The sequence below is a fragment of the Nonomuraea sp. NPDC049750 genome, assembly GCF_040659625.1.
Lineage (GTDB): Bacteria > Actinomycetota > Actinomycetes > Streptosporangiales > Streptosporangiaceae > Nonomuraea.
Genome location: NZ_JBFANB010000004.1, coordinates 24757 through 47340 on the forward strand (window position 1 = coordinate 24757; position 22584 = coordinate 47340).

The following is a 22584-nucleotide window of genomic DNA, read 5'->3' on the forward strand; positions in this document are numbered from 1 at the left end:
TGCGAGGATCGGCGCCGTGACGATCCATGATGAACTGCGCGCACCCGGCGCGGGCCTGACCACGTTCCCCGGCTCGGACCCCGCCGAACTCGGCGAGGTCCGGCTGATCGACCTGGCCTGGAACGAGCTCACCGAGCTCCCCGCGTGGCTGGGCGGCCTGACGTCGCTGGCCGAGCTCCGGCTCGACGGCAACCGCCTGCGCTCGCTGCCGGACCTGACGGGACTCACCGCGCTGCGGGCGCTGCACCTCGACGGCAACCGGCTGACCGAGGTGCCCGGCTGCCCGCCGTACCTGGAGACGCTGTACCTGTACGGCAACACCATCGAGAGGTTGCCCGAGCGGCTCGGTGGCGGGCTGCGGCACCTGGCGGCGGGCGGCAACCGGCTGACCGGCGTGCCCGACGCGCTGTGGAAGCTGACCCGGCTCGAATCACTCAACCTGGCCGAGAACGCACTCACCGAGGTGCCCGCGGCGATCGGTGGGCTGACCGGGCTGCGCATGCTCGACCTGGGGCACAACGACCTCGCCACGATCCCGCCGGAGATCGGCGACCTGGGCCTGACCGACTACCTCTACCTGAGCGACAACCGGTTCACCGAGGTGCCCGCCGCGATCGGCCGGCTCGACCGGCTCGCCTACCTCAACGTGACCGACAACCGGCTGACCGGCCTGCCCGAGGCGCTCGGCCGCATGGCGTCGCTGGTCGAGCTGCGGCTCTACAACAACCGGCTGGGAGCGCTGCCTGACTCGATCGGCGGGCTGGGCCGGCTGCGCGAGCTGCATCTGCAGGGCAACCGGCTGACCGCGCTGCCCGACTCGATCGGCGAGCTCGGCGAGTTGCGCGTGCTCGATCTGCGCAACAACCAGCTGCGCGCCCTGCCCGGCGCGGTCGCGGGGCTGGCCCGGCTCACGCACCTGGATCTGCGTAACAACCGGCTCAGGACCCTGCCCGAGAGCCTTGGCGAGCTGCCCGCGCTGGAGAAGCTCGACCTGCGCTGGAACAAGCTCGACGGCGAGCCCGACGCGCTGCGCCGCCTGGTGGAGCGCGGCTGCGTCGTCCTGCGCTGAGGCCCCCGGGTCGCTGAGATCGCGGCGGCTCTCGGGCAGAGATCGCGGTTCCCCGGCTGAGCGGCTCTCGGGCTGAGATCGCGGCTCTCGGGCTGAGGTCTCGGGTGAATCTCGGTTTAATCTCGGCCGGAGTGAACCCCACCTACGGGGGTTGCGTATCTCGGCACATGACGACATTTCCACGTCTGGCCGCTACTGCGCTGCTGGTCGGGCTCGTGGCCGGTTGTACGAACGCCAGCGGTTCCGTAGGAGCCGGCCAGAGCGCCGCGATGGCCGGGGGCGAGCCCATCGTGCAGAAGCCCGCCACGGTCGACAACAACGTCTACACCGTCGAGCAACTGGCCGAGAAGGTCGGGTGCAAGCCGAAGATCCAGGTCAACGCCAAGGACATTCGTACGGGCTTCTGCCAGACCGACGAGGGTCAGTTCTTCGTGTCGACCTTCGCCACCCAGGCCGGCAAGGACGCCTGGATGGACACCGCGCCCGAATACAACCCGCACCTGGTCGGCAACCGATGGACCGTGCTGTCCAGCCGCAAGGTGCTTGACGCTTTGAAGGAGCGTCTCCACGGTGAGCTCCATCTCAAGGACCACAGGACCAAACAGATGCAGACTAACGGCTGACGGAGGGCTGGGAAGGCGGTGGGAGTCCTCCCAGCCCCAGTCGTTCAGCCTCGGGTCGCCAGCTTGTACTGGGCCCAGATCTCCAGGGGGGCCGCGACCCTGTCGAGGAACATCAGATCGTCCATCCGGCAGTTACAGGGGTTGTTCTCTCTGGTGTTCTGCGGATAGCTACCGCCGATCTTGATGCCTCTGGGGTCGGTGGCCGAGGTGAGATCGGGCTCCGGCGCCCCCTCCACGCCCCACGGATCGCCCGTGAGGGTGTAGAAGCCGTCGAGCGGGCGGCCGTTCTTGTAGAGCTTCATCGCGGCGTTGTCGTAGTCGAACGTGGCCGCCAGGAAGACCCATTCGTCCTGAGGAAGCACGCTCTGCCACGGCTCGCTCGCGGCGAAGGTCTGGGAACTGCTGCCGTCGACGCGCCTGCCCAGCGCGACCACGCGCAACTCCCCGTTGACCGTGATGAGTTCGAGCAGCGCTCTGACGTCATGGCCCTGGGAGTTGCCGGTGAGCACCCCGGCCAGCCCGATCGCTCCGTAGCGGTCGGCCGGGTCCGCGGTGTTGGAGTTGAGGCTGGGGTTCTCGCCGGTCATCTTGAACCAGCCCATGACGGTGGCGCCCTTGACGGCGTTGAAGGCGTGGAGGGTGGGCACTCCGGTCTCGGAGTAGATCCCGGCCTTCCAGTCGTCGTTGCCCATCGTGGCGGGGTTCACCTGCTGGAGCTGGATCGAGTGGAGGCTGCCTCGATGCGCGCCGTCGTCGTTGCGCATGGCGTCACCGCCGTTGATCAGCGTGAGGTCCGTGCCCGATCTGCCCTGGTCGCGCTCCTGCGCGGGGTTTCCGGGGACCGGGTGTTCGAAGTCGTAGGCGGCGATGAGGTTGTGGCGCAGCGTGGGCAGCACTCCGGGCCGGTCGTGGGCGGCGGCCGGAGTGGCGAGCGTAGCCGTCAGGACGAGAGCCGCCACCGGGGCCAGATAGCGGTGCCTCATGGCGTCGCCGTCATGCAGGCGCCGGTGACCTTCCAGATCTTGCCGTTGGCCTTGGACAGCAGGTAGAGCTCGCCCGCGCCGTCGCGGCTCAGGCGCAGGTCCACCCGGGCGTCCCCGGCCAGGTCCTTCATGGTGACCGTGGCGCCGCTCGCGTTCACGAGCTTGGGCTGGTAGATCGTGGCCCGCGGGGCGCCCTGCCGCATCTGGTTGGCGATCGTGAAGAAGACCCGGCCGTCGACGATGTCGCCGAACAGGTACTTGCCGTACAGCAGCGGCAGCCGCGTGCCGCGATAGACGAACCCACCGGCCACCGCGTGACCGCTGTCGGCCGTGCAGGAGTGACCGGGCGGCGGGTCGTGGTCGTAGGCCGCGACCGGGTAGTTGTAGCCGAAGGACGCGTCGTTGTCGGGCAGCGTGTACAGGTGGCAGCGGTCGGCCTTGTTGAACACGAAGGAGCCCTCGCGCTCGCTCCAGCCCAGGTTGTCGCCGGCCTTGACCTCGTAGATGGCCTCGATGGCGTGCTCGCCGATGTGGCCGAGGAACAGCCGGTTGCCCTGCGGGTCCCAGCTGAAGCGGTGCGGGTCGCGCATGCCGTAGGCGTAGATCTCGCCGATCGCGCCGGCCTTGGTGACGAACGGGTTCTTGGCCGGGATGCCGTACTTGCCGTTGGCGGCGTTCGTGCCCAGGGGGTCGATGCGCAGAATCTTGCCCTGCGGGATGGCGAGGTTCTGCGGGTCGTCGCTCGACGCGCCCCGGCCGCCGTCGCCGGCGGCGACGTAGAGCAGGCCGTAGTCGGCGTCCCGGCGCTTCGCGTACGGGTTGAAGTCGATCTGCTGGATGCCGTGGATCTGGCCGCTGACGCCGAGCCTGAGCACCTCTCGGTGGGTGCCGCTGAAGGTGTCGGCCTTCGGGTTCGTGGCCGTCCACTCGGTGATCACGCCGTGGAACTTGGTGTCGGGCTGAGGCGTCAGGTCCGGCGTCTTGGTGGTGAGGGCCGCGCCCCACTCGGTGTGTACGGTGTAGAACTTGCCGTTACGGGCGAAGTCCGGATGGAAGGCGACGTACCCGAACCCGGATCCCAGACCGCGGCCGGAGAGGAAGTCCGGCGCGAACGTGGCACCGACGTCGAGGTACTCCTGCGGCTGGCCGTTCTTCAGCAGGTACAGCTTGCCGTTGAGGTCGTTGACGAACTGGCGCCGCGACCCGTCGGGGATCTCGCCGATGTTGTTGATCCTGGCCCAGCGCATCAGCCGCTGGTCGGTGGGCGTGGGGACCGGCTCGGTCTTGGGGAAGGTCGCGTACTCGGTCAGCGTCAGCGTGAGACCGGACGCGGTGGGATTCTCCGGAATGGGATCGTCGATCGGGGTCGAGTCCATCGCGGCTGCCGGCGGCGCCCAGAGCGCGGTCGCCAGCAGTGCGGCTAAGAGATACCGGAGGGGGGATTTCGGCATTCCTGTGCACCACCTGAGGGGTTGTTGGAAAGCGCTTACCGGGGACGGTAAAGGGAGAAGTGAGAGGAGTCAAGAAGGGTGACGTCAGGGGTTGTGAGTGTTCGGGTTGTGCCCGTGACGGTCAGGGTTGGGAGCGCTCGGCGCAGGCCGGTGTGCCGGTGACGGTCAGGTTGCGCACCCGCCCGATGTTGTCGAACGAGCCGAAGCCGACGCGGCCCGAGGGGAACGTCCGGTCCGTGGCCGTGATCAGCGGTGTCGTCGAGCCGTCCATGAAGACCGAGACGCGGCCGGTGTCCGCGCAGTAGCGGACGCGGACCTTGTGCCACGCCTCATCGGTGACCGCGGGCGGCGCGCCGACCTGGCCGTTCCACTGGTCGTCGATGCGCAGGCGGTCGGCGTTGTTCACCACGAAGATCCCGTTGTGGGGATAAATGGTGTTGTCCTGCGACAGGTGGGCGTAGTTGAACTGCAGGTCGGAGCGGTAGCCGAACACGATGATCACGTCACGGTTGCTGACGCTGGTCGGGGTGTCGAGCCGTACCTCGGCGTCGATCTGCACCGAGCCGAATTCCGGGCCCTTGGTCAGCACGGCGTACTCGAAGGGGCGGCGCGGGCCGGGGCGCGCTTCCCCGGCTTCGGCGAGGATCACCTGGTCGCCGGGGAACTGCCACTTGGCCGGGGTCACCGGGGCCCAGCTGGTGGCGGCGTTGGTCTTGCGGACGACCGTGCGGCCCACCGTACAGTCGGGAGCTTTCGCCCCTTGGTCGGCGGCAGCGGCGTGGGCGGTGGGCGCGATGAACTGGGCCAGGACCAGCACCAGTGCGAGCGCGCACAAGCGGACGAATGTGGGCATCGGAATCCTCTCAGTGGGGGAGGGGGCGGATCCGAGCGGTCAATCGTGGTGCGTGGCGGCCCCCAGCAGGTCGCGGATGTGGCTGGTCGCGGCGGCGAAGGCGGGCTGGGACATGGTCGCCGCGTAGTCACGTACCCGTGGCAGCGCCACGTCGATGACCTCGGCGATCGTGCCGGGCCGCGGCGTCATGACGATCACCCGGTTGCCCAGGTAGACCGCCTCGGCGATGGAGTGCGTGACGAGCAGGACCGTGGTCTCGGTCTCGTGCCAGATGCGGTGCAGCTCGACGTTCATCTGCTCGCGGGTCAGGGCGTCCAGTGCGCCGAACGGCTCGTCCATGAGCAGCACCGGCGGCCGGTGCAGCAGCGCGCGGCACAGCGCCACCCGCTGCTGCATCCCGCCGGACAGCTCATGCGGCAACGCGTCCTCGAAGCCCGTCAGCCCGGTCATCTCGATCAGCTCGTCGGCCCTGGCGGCGGCCTCCTTCTGCGGCATGTCGCGCATCTCGGCCTGCAGCAGGATGTTCTTGCGCGCCGAACGCCACTCCAGCAGGGCGGCGCGCTGGAAGACGTACCCGACGTCGTGGCGCGGGCCGCCGACCGTGCCGCCGAGCAGCCGCACCGCGCCCGCCGACGGCTTGAGCAGCCCGGAGACCAGCTTGAGCAGCGTCGACTTGCCGCATCCCGACGGGCCCACGATGGACACGAACTCGCCGGGGCGGACGTCCATCGACACGTTCTCCAGCGCGACCACGTCGCGCTTCTTCGATCGGAACCGCACCGCCACCTTGTCGATCTCGACGGCGGGTGCCTGTTGCGTCACGGTCATCCCTTCGGCGCCACGCTGGCGTCCCAGTAGGCGCTGGGCGCCTGCGGGTTGGAGACCATCCCGGCCTTGGCGAAGGTGTCGATCGTCTTCTGCCAGTCGGCCTCGGTGTTGACCCCCGGCGCCTGTCCCTGGGTGGCGTCGGTGTGCAGCAGCGTGGTCGTGGTCTTGAACTGGTCGAGCAGCACCTGGGCCGGCGGCAGCTGCTCCGAGGCGCCCTTCATGGCGTCCACCGCGGTCTGCTGGTCCTTCTCGGCCGCCGCCCACGCCTCGCTGGTGGCCGCGACCATCCGCTTGACCAGGTCGGCCTTGCTCTGCAGGAAGGAGGAGGAGGTGAGCAGGCCGTTGCTGTAGTAGTTCAGGCCGAACTCGGAGAAGCGCAGGTACGCGACCGGCTTGCCGGCCTTGTTCTGCATGGTCGGGCCCTGGTCGGAGGCGTAGCCGAGCAGCGCGTCCGTCTGCCCCGACATGACCGCCGCGATCTTGCCGGCCGGGTCGGTGTTCTGCAGTTTGACGTCGGCGTCGCTCATCCCGTTGGCCTTGAGGAACACCGGGAAGGTCTTGGTGAGCGCGTCACCGGCCGTCGAGGCGATCGTCTTGCCCTTCAGGTCAGCCGGCTTGGTGATGTTCTTCTCCTGGAAGAACTGCACCGAGGCCGGGGTCGTCTGCAGGAAGACGCCCAGGCTCTTCACCGGCACGCCCGAGCTCACTCCACCGAGCAGCGCGGGGGTGTCGGCCCAGCCGAAGTCCGTCTGGCCGGCTCCGGTGGCCTGGACGGTCTTCTGCGAGCCCTGCCCGGCCTGGATGGTCAGGTCGATACCGTGTTTTTCGAAGATGCCCTTCGTCTTGCCGTAGTAGAAGGGCGCGTGCTCGCCGTACGGATACCAGTTGAGGGTGAGCGTGGCCTTGTCGAGCTGCTTGCCCGACGAGCTGGTGGTCTTCTCGCCGCCGCCGGAGCCGCACGCGGTGGCGAACAGGAGCAGAGCCGGAGCTATGGCGGCGATCAGCGTGCGTGTCTTCATGGCGTCCTCAGTGGGGGTGGCGTCCTCAGTACGTGACGGTGACGGCGTCGCCGCGGCGGCTGGCGTGCCAGGGCAGCAGCAGCCGCTCGGCGAACTCGACGGCGACGAAGAGCACGACGCCGAGCAGGGACATGACGAGGAGTCCCGCGAAGAGCATGGGCGTGTCGATGTTGCCGTTGGCCTGCAGGATGACCGAGCCGAGCCCATCGTTGCCGCCGACGAACTCGCCCACGACCGCCCCGGTGACGGCGAGCGTCACGGCGACCTTCAACCCGGAGAACAGGAACGGCAGGGAGGCGGGAAACCTGATCTTGGCGAAGGTCTTCGCCGGGCTCGCGCCCATGGTCGAAGCCAGCTGGAGCATCTCCGGATCCACCGACTTCAGGCCGGTGACCATGGAGATGACGACGGGGAAGAACGCGATCAGCACGGCCACCACGATCCTGGGCGTCAGCCCGAACCCGAGCCAGACCACGAACAGCGGGGCGATCGCGATCTTCGGGACGACCTGCGCGAACAGCAGCAGCGGATAGAGGGTCTTCTCGACCTCCGCCGAGGCCACCATCAGCACGGCCGCGGCGACGCCGACGACCACGGCGATCGCGAAGCCGAGCACCGTCTCGTAGCCGGTCACCAAGGTGTGGTGGGCGAGGTAGCCGGCCTTGTCGGCCATCACCTGAAGCGTGACTCCGGGCGAGGGTACGAGGAACCTGGGCACGATCTCGAACTCGGTGATCGCCCACCAGATCGCGTAGCAGGCGGCGAGCAGGGCGAACGGCCGCCAGGACCGGTCCGCCAGTTCTAAAACGCGGTCGCGCGAGCTCGGACTCTCGCGCCGCACGATTCCATCAGCGGTCTGTACCACGATCGAAGGTATCCCTCCATCGCGTGCCATCAGGCCAAATGCGAGAAAGCGCTATCTGAAAGCGCTTTCCTGCGGTACGCTAACCCGGCATGGTCCAGGGGTCAATGGTCGTTAACTTCCTGTTACAGGAGGGCGAGTGGCCGAGCGCGTTCACGTCACTCTCCGGGATGTGGCCATGGCCGCCGGAGTCTCCCTAGCCACCGCCTCACGTGTCCTCAACGGCACCGCCAAGGTCCGCGAAGACCTGCGCGACCGGGTCGAGGCCGCCGCCTCCGAGCTCGCGTACACGCCGAACGCCCACGCCCAGGCCCTCGTCCGGGCCTCCAACGAGACCGTCGGCGTCATCTGCCACGACGTCAGCGACCCCTACTTCTCCGGCATCGCCAGAGGCGTCATGCGCGCCGCCGCGCAGCGCGACCTGCTGGTGATGCTGGCCAGCACCTTCCGCGACAGCAGGCGCGAGGTGGCCTACGTCTCCATGCTGCGCGCCCAGCGGGCCCGCGCGATCCTGCTGATCGGCTCCGGCTTCGAGGACCGCGGCTGGGAACGGGCCATGGACGTCGAACTGCGCCCCTACCTGAACGCCGGCGGCCGGGTCGCCGTGGTCAGCCGGCACCGCAGCCTGCGCGTCGACACCGTACTTCCGGAGAACCGCGAGGGCGCCGCCGCCCTGGCCCGCGCCCTGCTCGCCCTCGGCCACCGCCGCTTCGCCATCCTGTCGGGCCCGCCCGGCCTCAGCACCGTCGTGGACCGGGTCGCCGGCTTCCGCGACGCCCTGGCGGCGGCCGGGGTGACGGTCGACCAGATCGAGGAGGGCCCGTTCAACCGCGAGGGCGGCCACGCCGGCGCGTCCGCCCTCCTGGACCGGGGGCTCGACGCCACCTGCCTGTTCGCCGCCACCGACGTGATGGCGGTGGGAGCGCTGGCCGCCTTGCGGGAACGCGGGCTGCGGGTGCCGGAGGACGTGTCGCTGGCGGGCTTCGACGACATCCCGGTGGTACGGGACCTGACACCACCGTTGACGACGGTGTCGCTGCCGTTGGAGGAGATGGGGGAGCGGGTGATCGCTCTGGCCCTGCGGGACGGGAGCCGGGGACGACGGCGCATCGAACGGGTGCCAGGCACGGTCATCTTGCGCGCCAGCACCAGCGGGCCGCCATAAAGGACCTCCGCTTCGGACGTTCTTTCCTGCCCACCCGCCCGCAGAGGGCCTCCGCTTCGCTCCGGGCGTTCTTCTTTCCCACCCTTACCCGATTCGGTGGTTGGCCGTCTGCTGCCCACCCACCCAAAAGGGCCTCCGCTTCGCTCCGGACGTCCCCCCAGGCGGGCTCACGCTCGCCCCCTGGCGGGCCTCGCTTCGCTCGGACTGCTTTCCCAGCGCTTCGCCGGAAGAGTAAGGCGGCATACCAGGGATCATTCGCAGTTCAGCAAGGCACGATGCCGAGTTCTCCGAGAAGCTTCCATACCTCTGTAGAGGGAACTCGATCGACCACCTTGCACTCTTGCGCGTGGCCCTTCCTCGCTGTGCATTCCAAACTCGGGCAGTTGGTGATCAGCGTCTTCGCCCGACCGACCGCAATGGCTTCCTGGCCCTCCAGCGCTCGTCGATGTGCGGTTTCAAGGCTCTTGCCGAAATCACGGAAGGCCGGATGAACCGCTCGAAGCTGATCCTGGACGCCTTTCGACGTCCGTGCTCCCGACACCCCGGACGCGAAGTGGAGCAGAAGCCAGAGTTCGAAGCACGGATGGGAGAAGGCAACCTTCACCCCCGCCGACTCGGCCTGAGCATGTGCTTCCTCGACACCGCAGTGCTCGTCTCTGTCAAAGAACGCCCACACCTGTTCGCGCTGCGGATCGTCCAATTCGCCGAGCTTTTCCAGCGCGCGGTTCACCACTTCGTGAGGCTTCAGACCATTGCGCTTCCAAAGGACCTTGATCTCGAAAGTGCGTGGGTCGCCGGCGAACCTCCTTTCCAAGTAATCCAGATAGTCCCGCTCGGTGGTCTCACCCTCGACCACCGCGTAGATCACCTGGCGTTTGCGCCCCTCAGAGACCGCACGAGGCGCTCGGGCAGCACCGGTCGGCGGGCCCTTTCTTTTTACTCGGCTCACGCATCGGCTCCGGCGGTCTGCTTCTCGACCTCCACAGCCATTCCGCTGAGCCCAATACGTGGCACGCCGCCGTATCGTCCGCGCAGGTATCCGCGCTCCAGACTCTCGTCAACGCGTACACCGACATCGGTGAGCGGGTAGAGCTCCGATTCGCCGGTGCTCCGTTTCTCGGTGATCCACACTTGCTCGCGATCCAGCGGCCGCTCGACATGCGCCTTGCTCAACAACGTCGCGTCGTGCCCGGTGAATACGAGTTGCGCTCCTCGTGAGTTCGCTACGGGGTCTTCGAAGAGCCGGACGACCTCGGCCACCAGGACCGGATGCAAGCTGGAATCCAGCTCGTCAGCCAGCAGCACCGCGCCATGGTCGAGCGCCTTGAGTAGCGGTCCGAGGAAGGCGAACCAGGCGAGTGTGCCGAAGGATTCCTGGTGGATGTCGAATGCCGTGGATCCGTCCTTGCCCTGGTGGACCAGGGAGACCTCCGGCATCTCCTCTCCGCGATCCTCGACCACCACTCCAGCCACGCCCAGGTCGGCGACCGCTAGAAGGCCCTCGACGCGCTCGCGGAACTCAGGCTTCAGAAGCCCCCAGCGGGTGTAGGCATTTCGCTGCCGCAGATCGTCATCCGGGCTGACCAGCCACAGATTCTCCTTGAACCAGTCATACAAGGGCACCAGCTGTTTGAGCTGAAGTGATCCTGCGGCCGTGAGGAAGAGCGCGTTGGGTCTGGTGTAGTCGATCACGGGCTTCTTCGCGCCCTTGAGGCGATCGCTGGGGAACCGATACTCATCCTCCCCCCGCTCCACTCGCTCGGCGTCCCGATCGAACCAGACCTGTCGTCGGCGGCTCCCCCTGGGGAAGACATGCAGCCATTCCGTCTCCACCCGTTCGTCGGACACCTCGAAGCCGTAGACGTACCGGTCTCCCCGAATGACGACGTCGACCTCGAACAGAGACGCTTCCTGCATCGCCTCGCGATCGAGCGCGAATGGCCGTCTGGGCACCCCTTTGACGCGTGCCCAGTCCGCGACCGAATCGAGTACGGCGTGACGCATCCAACGCATGGCCGCCAGCACGTTGGTCTTCCCCGACGCGTTGGCGCCGAAGATCGCGGCCACGGGTGAGACGTGCAGGCCATCGAGGGCTCGCGCGGCCCGGTCGGCTCCCTCCGGAGCAAGCAGCGACAACTCGAACTCATCGCGAAACGACAGGATGTTCGCGGCTCGAAATCCCACCAGCACAGCTGCGCCTCCACCTGTAGATGAGGCATGTACCGGCATTCTATGCCCTCACACGGTAAAAACCCGCGCGCAGAGGCTCGAAATCCGGTTCCTTCCTATCGCAGGCTAGCCAGGCGGGCCTGTCTCGGTCAGCTGAGAGCCGCCTCGATGATCCGCATTACCGCGATACTGTCGCGCGGATCGACCGGTGGCCGCGACCCCGCGCGCAGCGCCGCGGCGAGCTCGGGGTAGTACGACTCGTAAGAGCCGCGCCGTGTCGGTACCTCGCGTAGGTCGGCACCGGCACCGATCCGTCCCCAGCTTTCGCGGGCCTTGGCGCCGAAGTCGGCGTCGTCGGGGCGCCTGCCCGCCTGGAGCTGGGACTCCTGCGGGTCGAGGCCGAATGTCACGTAGGCGCCGCGCGTACCGCGCAGGACGAATCGCGGGCGTTCTTGGGCCGCCAGGCTGCTCATCCAGAGCCGGCTCCGGACGCCGTTCTCGTGCTCCAGGCTGATGAGTACGTCGTCGTCGTTCACCGCGTGCGGGCGGCGCGTGTCCACCTCGGCATACACCTCGCGGACCGGGCCGAAGAGGATGAGCGCCTGGTCGATGAGGTGGGGCGCGAGGTCGTAGAGGATGCACCCGCCGTCCGCCACGGTCGTTTGGTCCTTGCGGCCGGTGGTGACCTCGGGCGGCCACCACTCGAAGGCTGATTCGAACCCGCAGACGTCGCCGAGCTCACCCGACGCGAGTACGTCGCGCACGGTGAGGAAGTCTCCGTCCCAGCGCCGGTTCTGGAAGACCGTGAGAGTGCGGCCGGCGGCGTCCGCCGCCTCGATGAGTCCTTCCGCCTCTTGTACGGTCAGGGCGAGTGGCTTGTCGACGACGACGTGCAGCCCCGCGTCGAGGGCGCGGCGGGCCAGCTCGACGTGGGTGTCGTTCGGCGTGCACACCACGGCGAGGTCGCAGTCACCGGCGAGCGCGAACGCCGCGTCAGCGTCGGCCACGACCTGGGCGCCGGGATGGGCGGCGCGGGCCGCCGCGGAACGGGCAGGGTCGGACGTCACGATGACGTCGATCGTGTAGTCGCCGCCGGCGGTGAGCAGCGGGGCGTGGAACACCTGGCCCGCCAGGCCGTAGCCGAAGAGCAGGACGCGCAGCGGCTGCGCGGGGGCATGGGACATGGGAGTTTCCTCGTCGTCGGTACTGATCGTCGGAGAACGAACGTCAGGCGGGCAGGGTGGCCAGGGCTCGGAGTTCGTCAGGTGGCCGGTGTGGCCGGGCCTTGGAGCGCTGCGGCGCTCGATTCCGGCGAGAAAGAGGGAGAGGTGGCAGGCTCCTGCGATGTCTCTGGAGTGGACGACGAGACAGGCTCGGCGGCTTCCGCGAGTCGAATCCGCTCACCAGAAGAGGCGCCCGACGGTTCGCGGGCCGTCCCTGTCGCGGTGGTGGTCACGATGGCCACGCTGACCACCGCGCTCACCAAGAGGACGAGCATGGCCACGGCGCCGAACGCGACGACTCCGGCACGCTGCCTGTTCTTCCACGGGTGTGCCACATGAGCTCCTGGTGCGACCGGCGACGACAACCACGAGAGCCGTGCGCCTCCACTCTTGGCAAGCGATGCCCACTGAGCAAGGCAGTATGACCGGACATATTCCGGACATAGGTGAAGGCGCCCTCTTTCGGTGCGGCTGCCTACCATCGGATCAGGCCGCCGCCAACTCAGGCGAGAATGTCCGTCGCATCGCTTGAGGTTCCAGTGGGTGGAAGGTGCAGAGTCGAGCCATGAGCGATGCGACCGATCTCTACACGATTGGGCAGCTGGCCCAGCGCACCGGGCTGCAGGCGCGCACGATCCGCTTCTGGTCCGACAGCGGCGTTGTCCCACCAGCCCACAGGTCGAGCGGGGGATACCGGCTTTATGACGCGGAGGCGGTCGCACGGCTGGACCTGGTCCGGACCCTTCGCGATCTCGGGCTCGGCCTTGATGCCATCCAGCAGATCGTGGAAAAGCGGGTCGCACTGCGGGAACTGGCGCAGACCCACGTCAAAGCCCTCGACGCGGAGATCCGCACCTTGAAGGTACGGCGTGCCGTCCTGCATGTTCTCGCCCAACGTGACAGCACCACAGAGGAGATCACCTTGATGCACGCGCTAGCCCGATTGTCGGCGCGGGAACGCCAGCAGATCATCGACGAGTTCGTTGATGCGGCATTCGCCGACATCCTCGACGAGGACGCCGCTCTCGTCGCGGACTGGATGCGTGACATCCCCGCAGACCTTCCCGAGGACCCGACGGCCGAGCAGGTGAACGCCTGGATAGAGCTGGCCGAGCTGGTCGCCGACGAGAGCTTCCAGCGGACGGTACGGCAGCTGGTCCTGAGCGGACGGCAGGACAATCGCCTCGAGTTCGGCCTCAACCTCCGGCCCCTGGTCCTTGAGCACGCGGCCGCCGCCCTGGAGAAGGGGACCCCGCCGGAGTCGCCAGGCGCGCGGGTGATTCTTGACCGGATCATCCCCTTGGACCTTCCCGCCGAGGAGACCGTCTCCCTGACAGACTGGCTGGGACTGGTCGCCGAGCCCAGGGTCGAGCGGTATTGGCAGCTTCTGCGGCTCCTCCAGGGCCTGCCGCCGGATCCGCCGGCGGTCCCGGCCTTCCAATGGCTGCTCACCGCGCTGCGCACCCACCGCTGATCCTTCAGTGCGTCGTCAGGGTCACCCGCTTGCGGAACACCCAGTAGGTCCAGCCCTGGTAGACCAGTACGAACGGCAGCGTGATCAGCCCGATCCAGCTGAGCATCGTCAGCGTGTAGGGTCCCGAGGCCGCGTCCGTCAGCGTGATGCCGGGGAGCGGGGCCCATCGGAGCTCGGCGAAGACCGCCACCGAGGCCAGGGCGATGGCGCCGGCGGTGGCGGTGAAGGCCCAGCCTTCCCTGCGGCGGTACGTCAGCGCCGCCCCGGCGGCCAGCGCCGCCATGGCCATTAGGGCGGAGATCGAGCCCAGGCTGGACAGGGCCGCCACGGCCAGCGGCAGGACCACGGCGCTCGCGGCCAGGGCAACCGCGCGGGCGCGGCGTCGTACGGGGCCTTCGGTCTTGAGGGACAGGAAGACGGCGCCGTGGAGTACGCAGGTCGCCAGGGTGAACAGGCCGCCCACGAGCGCCGCGAGAGCGCTGTCGAAGAGCACGTCGGCGAAGATCGCGCCCCACAGGAACGCCGGGAGGGCGCTGCCCACCACGATGCCCAGATCGCACCAGAACGTATTGGTCACCTTGCCGCGCCACTCCAGGCCGACACCGCGCACGATCAGGCCCACCAGGATGAGCACGACCGGGAGGTAGAAGGCGCTGAACATTCCGGCGTACCAGGCGGGGAAGGCCGCGAACATGGCGCCGACCGCGGTGATCAGCCACACCTCGTTGCCGTCCCAGACCGGGCCGATCGTCTCCAGGCTCTGCCGGTGCTGCTCCGGGCCCCTGCTCACGAACGGTGCCAGCAGGCCCACACCGAAGTCGAAGCCCTCCAGCACGAAGTAGCCGGTCCAGAGGAAGGCGATGATGACGAACCACAGGTTGACCACTGTCTCCACCTCAGTACATCAGCGACGGCTGGAGTCGCTCGGTCGCGGGGACGGGCTCCGTCTGCTCGGGGCCCTTGCGTACGTGCCTGGTCAGGAGTACGGCCTCGGCCACCGCGAGCCCGCCGTACAGGAGTGTGAAGATCGTGAGCGAGGTGGCCACCTCGGCGAGACTCACGCCGGGTGACACGCTCGCGGCCGTGAGCAGTTCGCCCGTCACCGTCCACGGCTGGCGGCCTATCTCGCTCAGCAGCCAGCCGGAGATCATCGCGAGGAACGGCAGCGGCAGGGCCAGCACCATGATCCGGGCCAGCCAGGGGGGCAGGTCGCGCCTGCGGCGGGTGAGCCAGAGGCCGAGCACCGACAGCCCCACCGTGGTCAGGCCGAAGACGATCATCACCCGGAACGACCAGAACACCACGGTCTGGTTGGGCCGGTAGTCGCCGGGGCCGAACTGCTGCTCGAGCCGGGCCTGCAGGTCCTCGGTGCCCTGGACGGTGGCGGTGGGGTCGTGGCTGGCGAGGAGGCTGAGGAGGCTGGGGATCTCGACACCGGGGACGATGGAGAACGGGGCTCCGGCGGTGTCGTGCTGGAGGCCCTCGGCGGCGGCGAGCTTCATCGGCTGCTGCTCGTACAGCAGCCGGGCCGAGGTGTCGCCGGTGCCCGCTACGACGGCGCCGGCCAGTGCGGTCATGACCAGTGCGGCCCGGGCGGCGCTGCGCCACATGGGGGCCTTCGTCTTGAGCAGCCAGTAGCCGCAGACCGCCAGTACGAACCCGCCCGCCACGATGAAGGCGGCGCCGACGACGTGCGGCACCTGGGCGATCGCGGTGGGGTTGGTGAGGACCGCCCACAGATCGGTCATCCTGGCCCGGCCGTCGACCACCTCGTAGCCGACCGGGTGCTTCATCCAGGCGTTGGCCGCGAGGATGAAATACGCGGACAAGTTAGATCCGATGGCGGCGGCCCAGATGCACGCCAGGTGGACCTTCTTCGGCAGCCGCTCCCAGCCGAAGATCCACAGCCCCAGGAACGTGGACTCCATGAAGAAGGCCAGCAATGCCTCCATGGCCAGGGGCGCCCCGAACACGTCGCCGACGAAGGTCGAGTATTCGCTCCAGTTCATGCCGAACTGGAACTCCTGCACGATGCCGGTGACCACTCCCATGGCGAAGTTGATCAGGAACAGCTTGCCGAAGAACTTCGTCAGCCGGAGATACTGCTCCTTCCCCGTCCGGTGCCAGGCGGTCTGGAGACCGGCCACGAAGACGCCCAGGCCGATCGTCAACGGCACGAACAGAAAGTGGTAAACGGTGGTCACCCCGAACTGCCACCGCGCGAGATCGAGCGCGTCCATCTTCCCCCCACCGGGTGTTTAGCTCTACAAGCTGTAGTGCATCTACTTAAAGTAGTACTACAGCTCGTAGAGCACGGCTATGCGATCTTTGTCACAAGCCCGCGGATCGGTGGTCCCACGATGGCGTACGGGTGCAGGCGGGGCTCAGCGGGCGGTGGCGGCGTCCAGGTACGCCTGGAGGTTGCCCAGCTCGAAGCCCCGGCGCTTGATCTTGTCGACCAGGATGCGGAAGTCCCTGGCCAGGTTCGGGCGGAAGTGCAGCAGCAGGATGTCGCCGGGGCGCAGGCGCTTGTCGGGCACCTGGTAGGCGATCTTGCCGCCCGGTTGCACCGTGGCCGTCCAGAGCAGTACCGACTTCAGGCCGCAGTTCTTGGCGGCCCTGAGCGTGTCGGTGTTGTAGTTGCCGAACGGCGGCCTGAACAGCGTCGGCCTGGTCCCCAGCTGCCTTCTGATAATGGTGGAGGAGCCGCAGATCTCCCGTCGCTGGGCGTCGTAGCCGAGGAGGCGGAGGTTCGGGTGGGTGAGGGTGTGGTTCTCGACGGGTACGTGGGCGTCACGCAGCGAGCGGAAATATCCCCATTTCCCGGCCCCTACGAACCGGCCGGGCCCACCGGCGGGGTCGGGTGTGCCCTTGGCCTCCACCGCGTCCCGCATGGCGAACGCCGTGATCGGGATGCGCTGGTCACGTACCTGCGCCAGGAAGCCGGGGTCCTGCTCCCACCCGTCGTCGATGGTCAGGAAGACGACCTTGCGGTTGGTGGGGATGGAGCTGATCACCGGAGGTAAGGAGCCCGTGGCCTGGATCTCTTTCACCTCGCCGCGCCGGGGCAGAGCGCCGGGCGGGCCGTCGAGCGGCCGGGTGGTCGCGGCGTCAGGGCCTTGTTCGGGGGTGCGGGTGACCGTGCCCTTTGTCGCGTTTTCTGGGCCGTCTGTCGTACGGCCTGGTCCGCCGTTGGCCGCGCAACCGGCCAGGAGCAGCGCGACCGCCGCCACGTGAGCCACGGTCGTCGTCTTTCGCCCCGGGGCTCGCTCGTCGCACACCGGTCCCATCCTGCCAGGCATGATCGGCGGGCGAGTACATCCGATAAGAGTGATTAGCGATAGGGAGGGATTGGCGATAAGGAGGGATCGTCCCTCTGGCGAGTGTTGCCCTTATCGCGAAACGCGCTTCGTCCCTAGAGTGGCGGTGTGAAGGTCGCAGGTAGCGCCATGATCGGCGTCGAGAGGCATCGCGTGTGGGACGCGCTTCAGGATCCGGAGGTGCTGGTACGCACCATCCCCGGCTGTGAGCGCCTGGAGGAGACGGGGCCGGACACGTACCGGATGACGGTGACGGCGGGGGTCGCCTCCATCAAGGGCGTCTACCAGGGCGAGGTGTCGCTGTCCGAACCGTCGGCGCCGGAGAGCTTCGTGCTGCGGGCGCGCGGCCAGGGCGCGCCGGGGACGGTGGAGGCCACGGTGCACGTACGGCTCAGCGAGGTCGACGAGGGGACCCGCGTCGACTACGACGCCGACGCGGTCGTCGGCGGGATGATCGGCGGGGTGGGGCAGCGCATGCTCGGCTCGGTGGCCAAGAGGACGGCGGGGGAGTTCTTCGCGGCCGTCGAGGACCATTTGCGCCTCCCGGAGGGTCCGTTGCTCGCCCCGGACGGTACGGGGGTGGACGAGTTGGCCGCCCGGCGAGCCGCGATGGCGCGTACGGCCGACGAGGTCGCGGAGGGGCGTCGGGCGCCCGCCGTGTACGAACGGCCGTCCGGCGTGTACGAGCGCCCGCCCAAGAGCCACACCGAGACGAGGCCTTGGGTGATGCTGGCGTCGTTCGGCATGGGAGCGGGCATCGCGCTGACCGGCGTCGCCGTGGGCTGGCTGTTCGGCCGGGCAGGCCGCCGTCCACGCCACTGACCATCGCCCGGAGTCGTTGTCGTTGGCGTCACTGACGGTTGCGCGCTCAGGCCGCTGCCGACATCGCTGACGGTTGCCCGACCGGGCCGTCGTCCACGCCCACTGACTGTTGCCCGATCGGGCCACTGACGGATTGTTCGACCAGGCCATGGGCCGTTGCCCTAGAGAACCGGCGCCATCCCGCTGGTCGCCGGGCGACCCACGCCCCGGGTGGCGGCGCGGTCCTCCAAGGCCGCACCGTCAGGTCGGCTGGTGTCCGGGAGTGGGCTCAGGGATCGAGGGCGGGCGCGCCGTCGGACCGCCCGCTGCCCGAGGGCGGTCGATGTCGTCAAACGGGCTGCTCATGAGCGCAGGACTAGGCTCTCGCGGAAAAGGATCTCCAGGCGTAGCGTGGCTATATGCGGCAGGCACACGCTGAAGACGCACGAACCGAGGCCCGGCGAGTCATACGCAACCTACTTGGAGAGGAGCGCCCGACCGCCGAGGCGCTGATCGGCGACGCGCGCTCCGTGCTCGGTGACGACCGGGTCGGCCGCTGCCTGAGCCTGGCGCTCGGCGCGTCTCTCACCAGGCGGTCCGCCGAGCTGGCCGCCATCGCCGCGTTGCTGGTCGGTGCGCGGGAGCTGGGTGAGGAGTGGTGGACGCGGCCCAGGGGCGGCAAGCTGCCCGCGCCCGACGAGGTGCTGCGTACGGCCGTCGCGATCGAGCCGTGGACCGACCTGACCGCCCTGGAGATGCTCGCCGCCTGGATCTCCGACGACGCGGCCGACCAGCTGTGGGGCCAGCCCGTCGCCCAGGTGGACCTCAACTCGTGGCAGGCCGAGGACCGCTTCGACCTGCCGGACGGGGCGAAGCCGGGGCAGCGGCTCGTCGTACACTTCGACGCCGGAGGGCGGCTCGACGCGGTGGTCACCCGGCGGCCCGACGAGGACCTGGGGTCGAACCTCGACTTCCACTCGCTGCGCTACTCGCGTCCCGCCGAGGCCCAGTGGAGCTGGGGAGTGGCGGCCGGGCTCGGACCGCACCGGCTGCCGGACGAGGATCCCGACCCGTACGCCCGTGAGGTACCCGGCACCGCCGTCGGCATCCTGCGCGCCTGGGCGCTACGGCACGGCGCCACCCGCGAGCAACTGGGCGAGCGGTGGCAGACGGTCGGCGACGTGGTGGCGGCCATCGAGCGGGTCGACTGGATGTGGCGCAGCGGGGAGTGGTTCGGCTGGTGGCGCGGCGCCTCCGCCCTGGTGGACGACTCGGCGTACCTCCCGTACCGGCTGGAGGAACTGGCGGCCGGGTGACCGGCCCGGCGGGGAGCGGGCCAGCGGGGGAGCGGCCGGAAGGCCGCGCGCATCCGGCCAAGGCCGTGCGGGAGTACGGACAAGGCCGCGCACACATACGGCTCAGGCCGGCGGAATGGGGTCGGGGTCGTAGAGGTTGTGGTCGAGCGTGAAAGTCGAGATATTTTCGGACATCGTCTGCCCCTGGTGCTACATCGGCCACACCCGCTTCGGCCGAGCGGCAGACCGCTTCCGCGCCAAGGGCGGCACCGTGGACATCACCATGCGCCCGTTCCAGCTGAACCCGGACGCCCCCGCCGAAGGCGAACCGCTGCTTCCGTCCCTGGAGCGGAAGTTCGGCGGGAACGTCGCGCAGATGACCTCCCATGTCACCACCGTCGCCGCGGAAGAGGGACTGGACCTGCGCTTCTCGCAGGCGATCAGCGCGAACACGTTCGAGGCGCACCGGCTGGTCGAACTCGCCACCCGGCAGGGGCGCGGGCTGGAGGCGGTCGATCGGCTGTTCCACGCGCACTTCACCGACGGGCTCAACGTCGGTGACCAGGACGTGCTCACGAAGCTGGCCGCCGAACTGGGCGTGGATCACCCGCCGGGTGAGGGCGCGCAGGAGGTACGCGAGCAGCTCGGCCGGGCGCGGGCGCTGGGGATAACGGGTGTGCCGCTGTTCCTGTTCGAGGGGCAGTTCGCGGTGTCGGGAGCGCAGCCGGCGGAGACGTTCGACGCCGCCCTCGACGAGGTGGCGGCCCGCACCGGCCAGACTCCGGTGACCATCCTCGCGCCCCCGGCCGACGGCTGTGACGACGGCTATTGCGCCGTTTGAGAGGTTATGGCGGCTACTGCGCCGCCTTGGCGGGGATGGCGGCTACTGCGTCGTGTGCGCGATGGCGACGGCTACCGTGTCGTGTGAGCGATGATCTCCTCGGCCAGCCATTCGGCCACGTTCGCGGGGCCGGGCAGGCGGACGCCGAGGACGAAGTGGGTCAGGCCGGCGTCCGCGAGCTCCCGGATCGAGGACCGGGCGGCGGCGGGGTCTTCGGTGGAGACGACGAGTTGCGTCGAGCGGGTGATCTCCGCCGGTTCGCGGCCGATGGCGGCGCACCTCTCGTCGAGCACCTTGTTCCGTTCCCGGATGAACTCGATCGTGTTGTGCGGCGGCCCCGGCACGTTCCAGATGTCGGCGTGCTCGGCCACCACCCCGAGTGTCCTGTCGCCCCACCCGCCGATCAGCAGCGGCGGCGGGACGGCCGGTTTCGGTGAGCAGACCGCCTCGCGCAGCTGGTAGTAGCGGCCGTCGAAGTCGAATCGGTCCTCGGTCCACATCCGCTTGATGATCGCGCACGACTCGGCCAGCCGGGCCACGCCCTCACCGGGTGAGGCGATGTGCAGGCCGTACGCGTTGTACTCCCTGGGTACGAGCGTGTCGCCCGGCTGGTGCGTGCCGCCGACGCCGAGGCCGAGGACCAGCCGGCCGGGCGCGATGGCGTCCACGGTCGCCGCGATCTTGGCGAGTACGGCCGGCGGCCGGGTGAGGTTGCTCGTCACCATGAGCCCCAGTTGGAGCCGGGAGGTCCGCGCGGCCAGGGCGGCGAGCATCGTCCAGCCCTCGTGGATCGGCGCGTCCACCGGCCCGAACAGCGGCAGCATGTGGTCCCAGAGCCACGCGTGCTCGATGGCGGGGACCGCGTCGGCCTGCTGCCAGGTTCGCAGCAGCGTGTCGTACGTGACGCCGACAGGGACGGTCTTCATTCCGAAGCTCAGCATATGACAGCTCCACTGATTGTCAGCTCTACTGACGATTAGGCTAGTGCGAGAATCGGGAGGTGTCGAGACGCCGCCTTGGATACCTGCTGAAGCACGCCAACCTGCGCCTGGCCCAGCACACCGGCCCGGCCCTGGAGCCGTACGGCGTCGACGGCCGCGAGCTCGCGGTGCTCAACGTGCTCGACTCGGCCGACCCGCTGTCCCAGCAGGAGGCCGCGACGCGGCTGCGGATCGACAGGACGACGATGGTCGCGATGATCGACACGCTGGAGGGCAAGAAGCTGGTCAGCCGTCGGCCGCATCCGGCCGACCGGCGCAAGAACATGGTCGAGCTGACCCCGCGTGGCCGTGACACGCTGCGCGACGGGGGTCAGGCTGTGGACGAGGCGGAGCGGACGTTCCTGGCGAAGCTGACGCCTGAGGACGCGGCCCGCCTCAGGGAGCTGCTCGACAAGCTGATCTAGGCTCGGGCCGAGGGACTGCTCGACGATGGTTCCCCGGGGGATTCGTCACATAGACGGCCTGTGATGGCTGGGGTCCTTAGAAGGGACTACCCCCTCCGGGGGAGTGAGGAAGAGGCTCAGACAGTGCCCTCGCCCAGGAGGCCCGCGCGGTGGTGGCGGCGGCAGAGGACCTGGTAGCGGACCGGGGACGCGTCCGTGTCGCCGATCACGACCTGCTCGCCCGTACGGACCAGCTCCCCGCCCACGATCCGCCCATTGAGCTGGCCGGGGCGCCCGCACCAGCACAGCACCTCCACCTGCAACCGGCACACCTCGTCCGCCAGCTCGAACAGCCGCTGCGCCGCCGGGAACATCACGGACCTGAAGTCCGAGGCCAGCCCGAAGGCGTAGACGTCGATGCCGTGCTCGTCGACCAGGTCGGCGAGCTGCTCGATCTGGTCGACGGTGTAGAAGCAGACCTCGTCGCAGATCAGGTAGTCGATCCTGTCGTGGCCGGTCACGAGCGTCACCAGATCGAGGGAGTCCACGACCTCGATGGCGTCCAGGCCGAGCCCTATCCTGCTGGTGACCTGGGGTCCGCCCGAGCGGTCGTGCTTGGTCAGGACCAGCCCGCGCCGGCCCTGGCGGCCGTGGTTGTAGTTCATCTGGAGCGCGAGCGTGGACTTCCCGCAGTCCATGGGACCGAAGTAGAACTTCAGTACGGCATCACGGGCGCCGGACGGGACGGCGGACAGGGCAAACGTGTCGGTCACAGGGGGCCACCTTAGCGGCTTGGCTTGTTACCTGACCTCGTGGGAGATTTCTCCCCTGGAGTTATCAGGAGGAACCGTGGTCACAGAGAAGCCCCCCTCGCTCGACGCGATGATGACGACCGACGACCTCACGGCGGCGCAGGCCGACGCCACGAGGTGGCGGTACGGCTTCCTTGTGGTCGTGGCGGGGATCGTCGCGGTGCTGGTGGCCTTCGGGGCCGCCGTGTTCGCCACGAAGGAGTTCGCGGCGTTGTTCGCGGGCGTGGCCGGGGTGGTGGGCACGATCATCGGCGCCTACTTCGGCGTGCAGGCGGGGCAGTCGGGTAAGGCCAGGGTTGAGGCCGAACTCGCCAGGTCACAGGAGCTAGTGGTGCGCTTGGCCGCCTATGTTGGCACTGAGAACGCGCCCCGGGTCATCGATGAAGTGCTCGGCCGGCGCCGAAGCTGAGGA

Annotated in this window: 24 protein-coding genes; 10 read left to right on the top strand and 14 right to left on the bottom strand. The window is 68.7% G+C overall.

Going from position 1 to position 22584, the window contains the following annotated elements; all coding sequences use genetic code 11:
* The first annotated feature begins 16 nt into the window (after positions 1 to 16).
* Positions 17 to 1069 (top strand): leucine-rich repeat domain-containing protein, encoded by a 1053-nt coding sequence (locus AB0J16_RS12050; RefSeq protein WP_358537617.1) that lies wholly within the window; start codon positions 17 to 19, stop codon positions 1067 to 1069.
* Positions 1070 to 1236: 167 nt separating this feature from the next.
* Positions 1237 to 1692 (top strand): hypothetical protein, encoded by a 456-nt coding sequence (locus tag AB0J16_RS12055; protein WP_357941147.1) that lies wholly within the window; start codon positions 1237 to 1239, stop codon positions 1690 to 1692.
* A 44-nt stretch (positions 1693 to 1736) separates the two neighbouring features.
* On the opposite strand, the gene AB0J16_RS12060 is transcribed toward AB0J16_RS12055, so the two are convergent.
* The 6 genes from AB0J16_RS12060 to AB0J16_RS12085 form a co-directional block, all read right to left on the bottom strand.
* Complete coding sequence (locus AB0J16_RS12060; RefSeq protein ID WP_358537620.1) at positions 1737 to 2675, bottom strand: hypothetical protein; 939 nt, start codon at positions 2673 to 2675, stop codon at positions 1737 to 1739.
* Positions 2672 to 4126 (bottom strand): PQQ-dependent sugar dehydrogenase, encoded by a 1455-nt coding sequence (locus AB0J16_RS12065; RefSeq protein WP_358537622.1) that lies wholly within the window; start codon positions 4124 to 4126, stop codon positions 2672 to 2674. Before AB0J16_RS12065 ends, AB0J16_RS12060 begins: the two co-directional genes overlap by 4 nt.
* Before the next feature lie 121 nt (positions 4127 to 4247).
* On the bottom strand, positions 4248 to 4979 hold the full coding sequence (locus AB0J16_RS12070) for a hypothetical protein (RefSeq protein ID WP_358537625.1): 732 nt from the start codon (positions 4977 to 4979) through the stop codon (positions 4248 to 4250).
* 39 nt (positions 4980 to 5018) lie between these two features.
* Positions 5019 to 5801, bottom strand: a complete 783-nt coding sequence (locus tag AB0J16_RS12075) for an ABC transporter ATP-binding protein (protein ID WP_358537627.1) — start codon at positions 5799 to 5801, stop codon at positions 5019 to 5021.
* A gap of 2 nt (positions 5802 to 5803) precedes the next feature.
* Positions 5804 to 6826: an ABC transporter substrate-binding protein gene (locus tag AB0J16_RS12080; RefSeq protein WP_358537629.1), complete on the bottom strand. Its 1023-nt coding sequence runs from the start codon at positions 6824 to 6826 to the stop codon at positions 5804 to 5806.
* A gap of 25 nt (positions 6827 to 6851) precedes the next feature.
* Positions 6852 to 7667, bottom strand: coding sequence for an ABC transporter permease (locus AB0J16_RS12085; protein WP_358537631.1), 816 nt, complete (start codon positions 7665 to 7667; stop codon positions 6852 to 6854).
* A 160-nt stretch (positions 7668 to 7827) separates the two neighbouring features.
* Here AB0J16_RS12085 and AB0J16_RS12090 point away from each other — a divergent pair, with 160 nt between their 5' ends.
* Positions 7828 to 8853, top strand: a complete 1026-nt coding sequence (locus AB0J16_RS12090) for a LacI family DNA-binding transcriptional regulator (RefSeq protein ID WP_358537633.1) — start codon at positions 7828 to 7830, stop codon at positions 8851 to 8853.
* A 262-nt stretch (positions 8854 to 9115) separates the two neighbouring features.
* Here the strand turns inward: AB0J16_RS12090 and AB0J16_RS12095 are convergent, their stop codons facing one another.
* From AB0J16_RS12095 to AB0J16_RS12105, 3 genes are all read right to left on the bottom strand, one after another.
* Complete coding sequence (locus AB0J16_RS12095; RefSeq protein ID WP_358537636.1) at positions 9116 to 9721, bottom strand: RloB family protein; 606 nt, start codon at positions 9719 to 9721, stop codon at positions 9116 to 9118.
* Between the two features lie 77 nt (positions 9722 to 9798).
* Complete coding sequence (locus tag AB0J16_RS12100) at positions 9799 to 11043, bottom strand: AAA family ATPase (RefSeq protein ID WP_358537638.1); 1245 nt, start codon at positions 11041 to 11043, stop codon at positions 9799 to 9801.
* Between the two features lie 128 nt (positions 11044 to 11171).
* Complete coding sequence (locus tag AB0J16_RS12105) at positions 11172 to 12206, bottom strand: Gfo/Idh/MocA family oxidoreductase (protein WP_358537640.1); 1035 nt, start codon at positions 12204 to 12206, stop codon at positions 11172 to 11174.
* Between the two features lie 171 nt (positions 12207 to 12377).
* On the opposite strand from AB0J16_RS12105, the gene AB0J16_RS12110 reads away from it, so the two are divergent.
* Both AB0J16_RS12110 and AB0J16_RS12115 read left to right on the top strand, forming a co-directional pair.
* Positions 12378 to 12584, top strand: coding sequence for a hypothetical protein (locus tag AB0J16_RS12110; protein WP_358537643.1), 207 nt, complete (start codon positions 12378 to 12380; stop codon positions 12582 to 12584).
* A 226-nt stretch (positions 12585 to 12810) separates the two neighbouring features.
* Positions 12811 to 13719 carry a MerR family transcriptional regulator gene (locus AB0J16_RS12115; RefSeq protein WP_358537645.1) on the top strand — a complete coding sequence of 303 codons (909 nt, stop codon included), beginning with the start codon at positions 12811 to 12813 and terminating at the stop codon, positions 13717 to 13719.
* A 4-nt stretch (positions 13720 to 13723) separates the two neighbouring features.
* Here the strand turns inward: AB0J16_RS12115 and cydB are convergent, their stop codons facing one another.
* From cydB to AB0J16_RS12130, 3 genes are all read right to left on the bottom strand, one after another.
* Positions 13724 to 14614 (bottom strand): cytochrome d ubiquinol oxidase subunit II, encoded by an 891-nt coding sequence (gene cydB / locus AB0J16_RS12120; RefSeq protein ID WP_358537647.1) that lies wholly within the window; start codon positions 14612 to 14614, stop codon positions 13724 to 13726.
* A 1-nt stretch (position 14615) separates the two neighbouring features.
* Positions 14616 to 15959, bottom strand: coding sequence for a cytochrome ubiquinol oxidase subunit I (locus AB0J16_RS12125; protein WP_358537650.1), 1344 nt, complete (start codon positions 15957 to 15959; stop codon positions 14616 to 14618).
* Between the two features lie 144 nt (positions 15960 to 16103).
* Complete coding sequence (locus AB0J16_RS12130) at positions 16104 to 17000, bottom strand: polysaccharide deacetylase family protein (protein ID WP_358537652.1); 897 nt, start codon at positions 16998 to 17000, stop codon at positions 16104 to 16106.
* A 147-nt stretch (positions 17001 to 17147) separates the two neighbouring features.
* Between AB0J16_RS12130 and AB0J16_RS12135 the strand changes: the two genes are divergently transcribed.
* The 3 genes from AB0J16_RS12135 (at position 17148) to AB0J16_RS12145 (ending at position 19976) form a co-directional block, all read left to right on the top strand.
* A complete protein-coding gene (locus tag AB0J16_RS12135; RefSeq protein WP_358537654.1) occupies positions 17148 to 17861 on the top strand; it encodes a carbon monoxide dehydrogenase subunit G in 714 nt (237 codons plus the stop codon).
* Between the two features lie 398 nt (positions 17862 to 18259).
* A complete protein-coding gene (locus tag AB0J16_RS12140; RefSeq protein WP_358537657.1) occupies positions 18260 to 19156 on the top strand; it encodes a hypothetical protein in 897 nt (298 codons plus the stop codon).
* A 148-nt stretch (positions 19157 to 19304) separates the two neighbouring features.
* Positions 19305 to 19976 (top strand): DsbA family oxidoreductase, encoded by a 672-nt coding sequence (locus AB0J16_RS12145; protein ID WP_358537659.1) that lies wholly within the window; start codon positions 19305 to 19307, stop codon positions 19974 to 19976.
* Between the two features lie 71 nt (positions 19977 to 20047).
* Here the strand turns inward: AB0J16_RS12145 and AB0J16_RS12150 are convergent, their stop codons facing one another.
* On the bottom strand, positions 20048 to 20902 hold the full coding sequence (locus tag AB0J16_RS12150; protein WP_358537661.1) for an LLM class flavin-dependent oxidoreductase: 855 nt from the start codon (positions 20900 to 20902) through the stop codon (positions 20048 to 20050).
* Between the two features lie 74 nt (positions 20903 to 20976).
* Between AB0J16_RS12150 and AB0J16_RS12155 the strand changes: the two genes are divergently transcribed.
* Positions 20977 to 21381 carry a MarR family transcriptional regulator gene (locus AB0J16_RS12155; protein WP_358537663.1) on the top strand — a complete coding sequence of 135 codons (405 nt, stop codon included), beginning with the start codon at positions 20977 to 20979 and terminating at the stop codon, positions 21379 to 21381.
* Positions 21382 to 21497: 116 nt separating this feature from the next.
* Here AB0J16_RS12155 and AB0J16_RS12160 read toward each other — a convergent pair whose 3' ends face one another.
* A complete protein-coding gene (locus tag AB0J16_RS12160) occupies positions 21498 to 22133 on the bottom strand; it encodes a thymidine kinase (protein WP_358537665.1) in 636 nt (211 codons plus the stop codon).
* 76 nt (positions 22134 to 22209) lie between these two features.
* Here AB0J16_RS12160 and AB0J16_RS12165 point away from each other — a divergent pair, with 76 nt between their 5' ends.
* A complete protein-coding gene (locus AB0J16_RS12165) occupies positions 22210 to 22581 on the top strand; it encodes a hypothetical protein (protein WP_357642639.1) in 372 nt (123 codons plus the stop codon).
* The last annotated feature ends 3 nt before the right edge of the window (positions 22582 to 22584 follow it).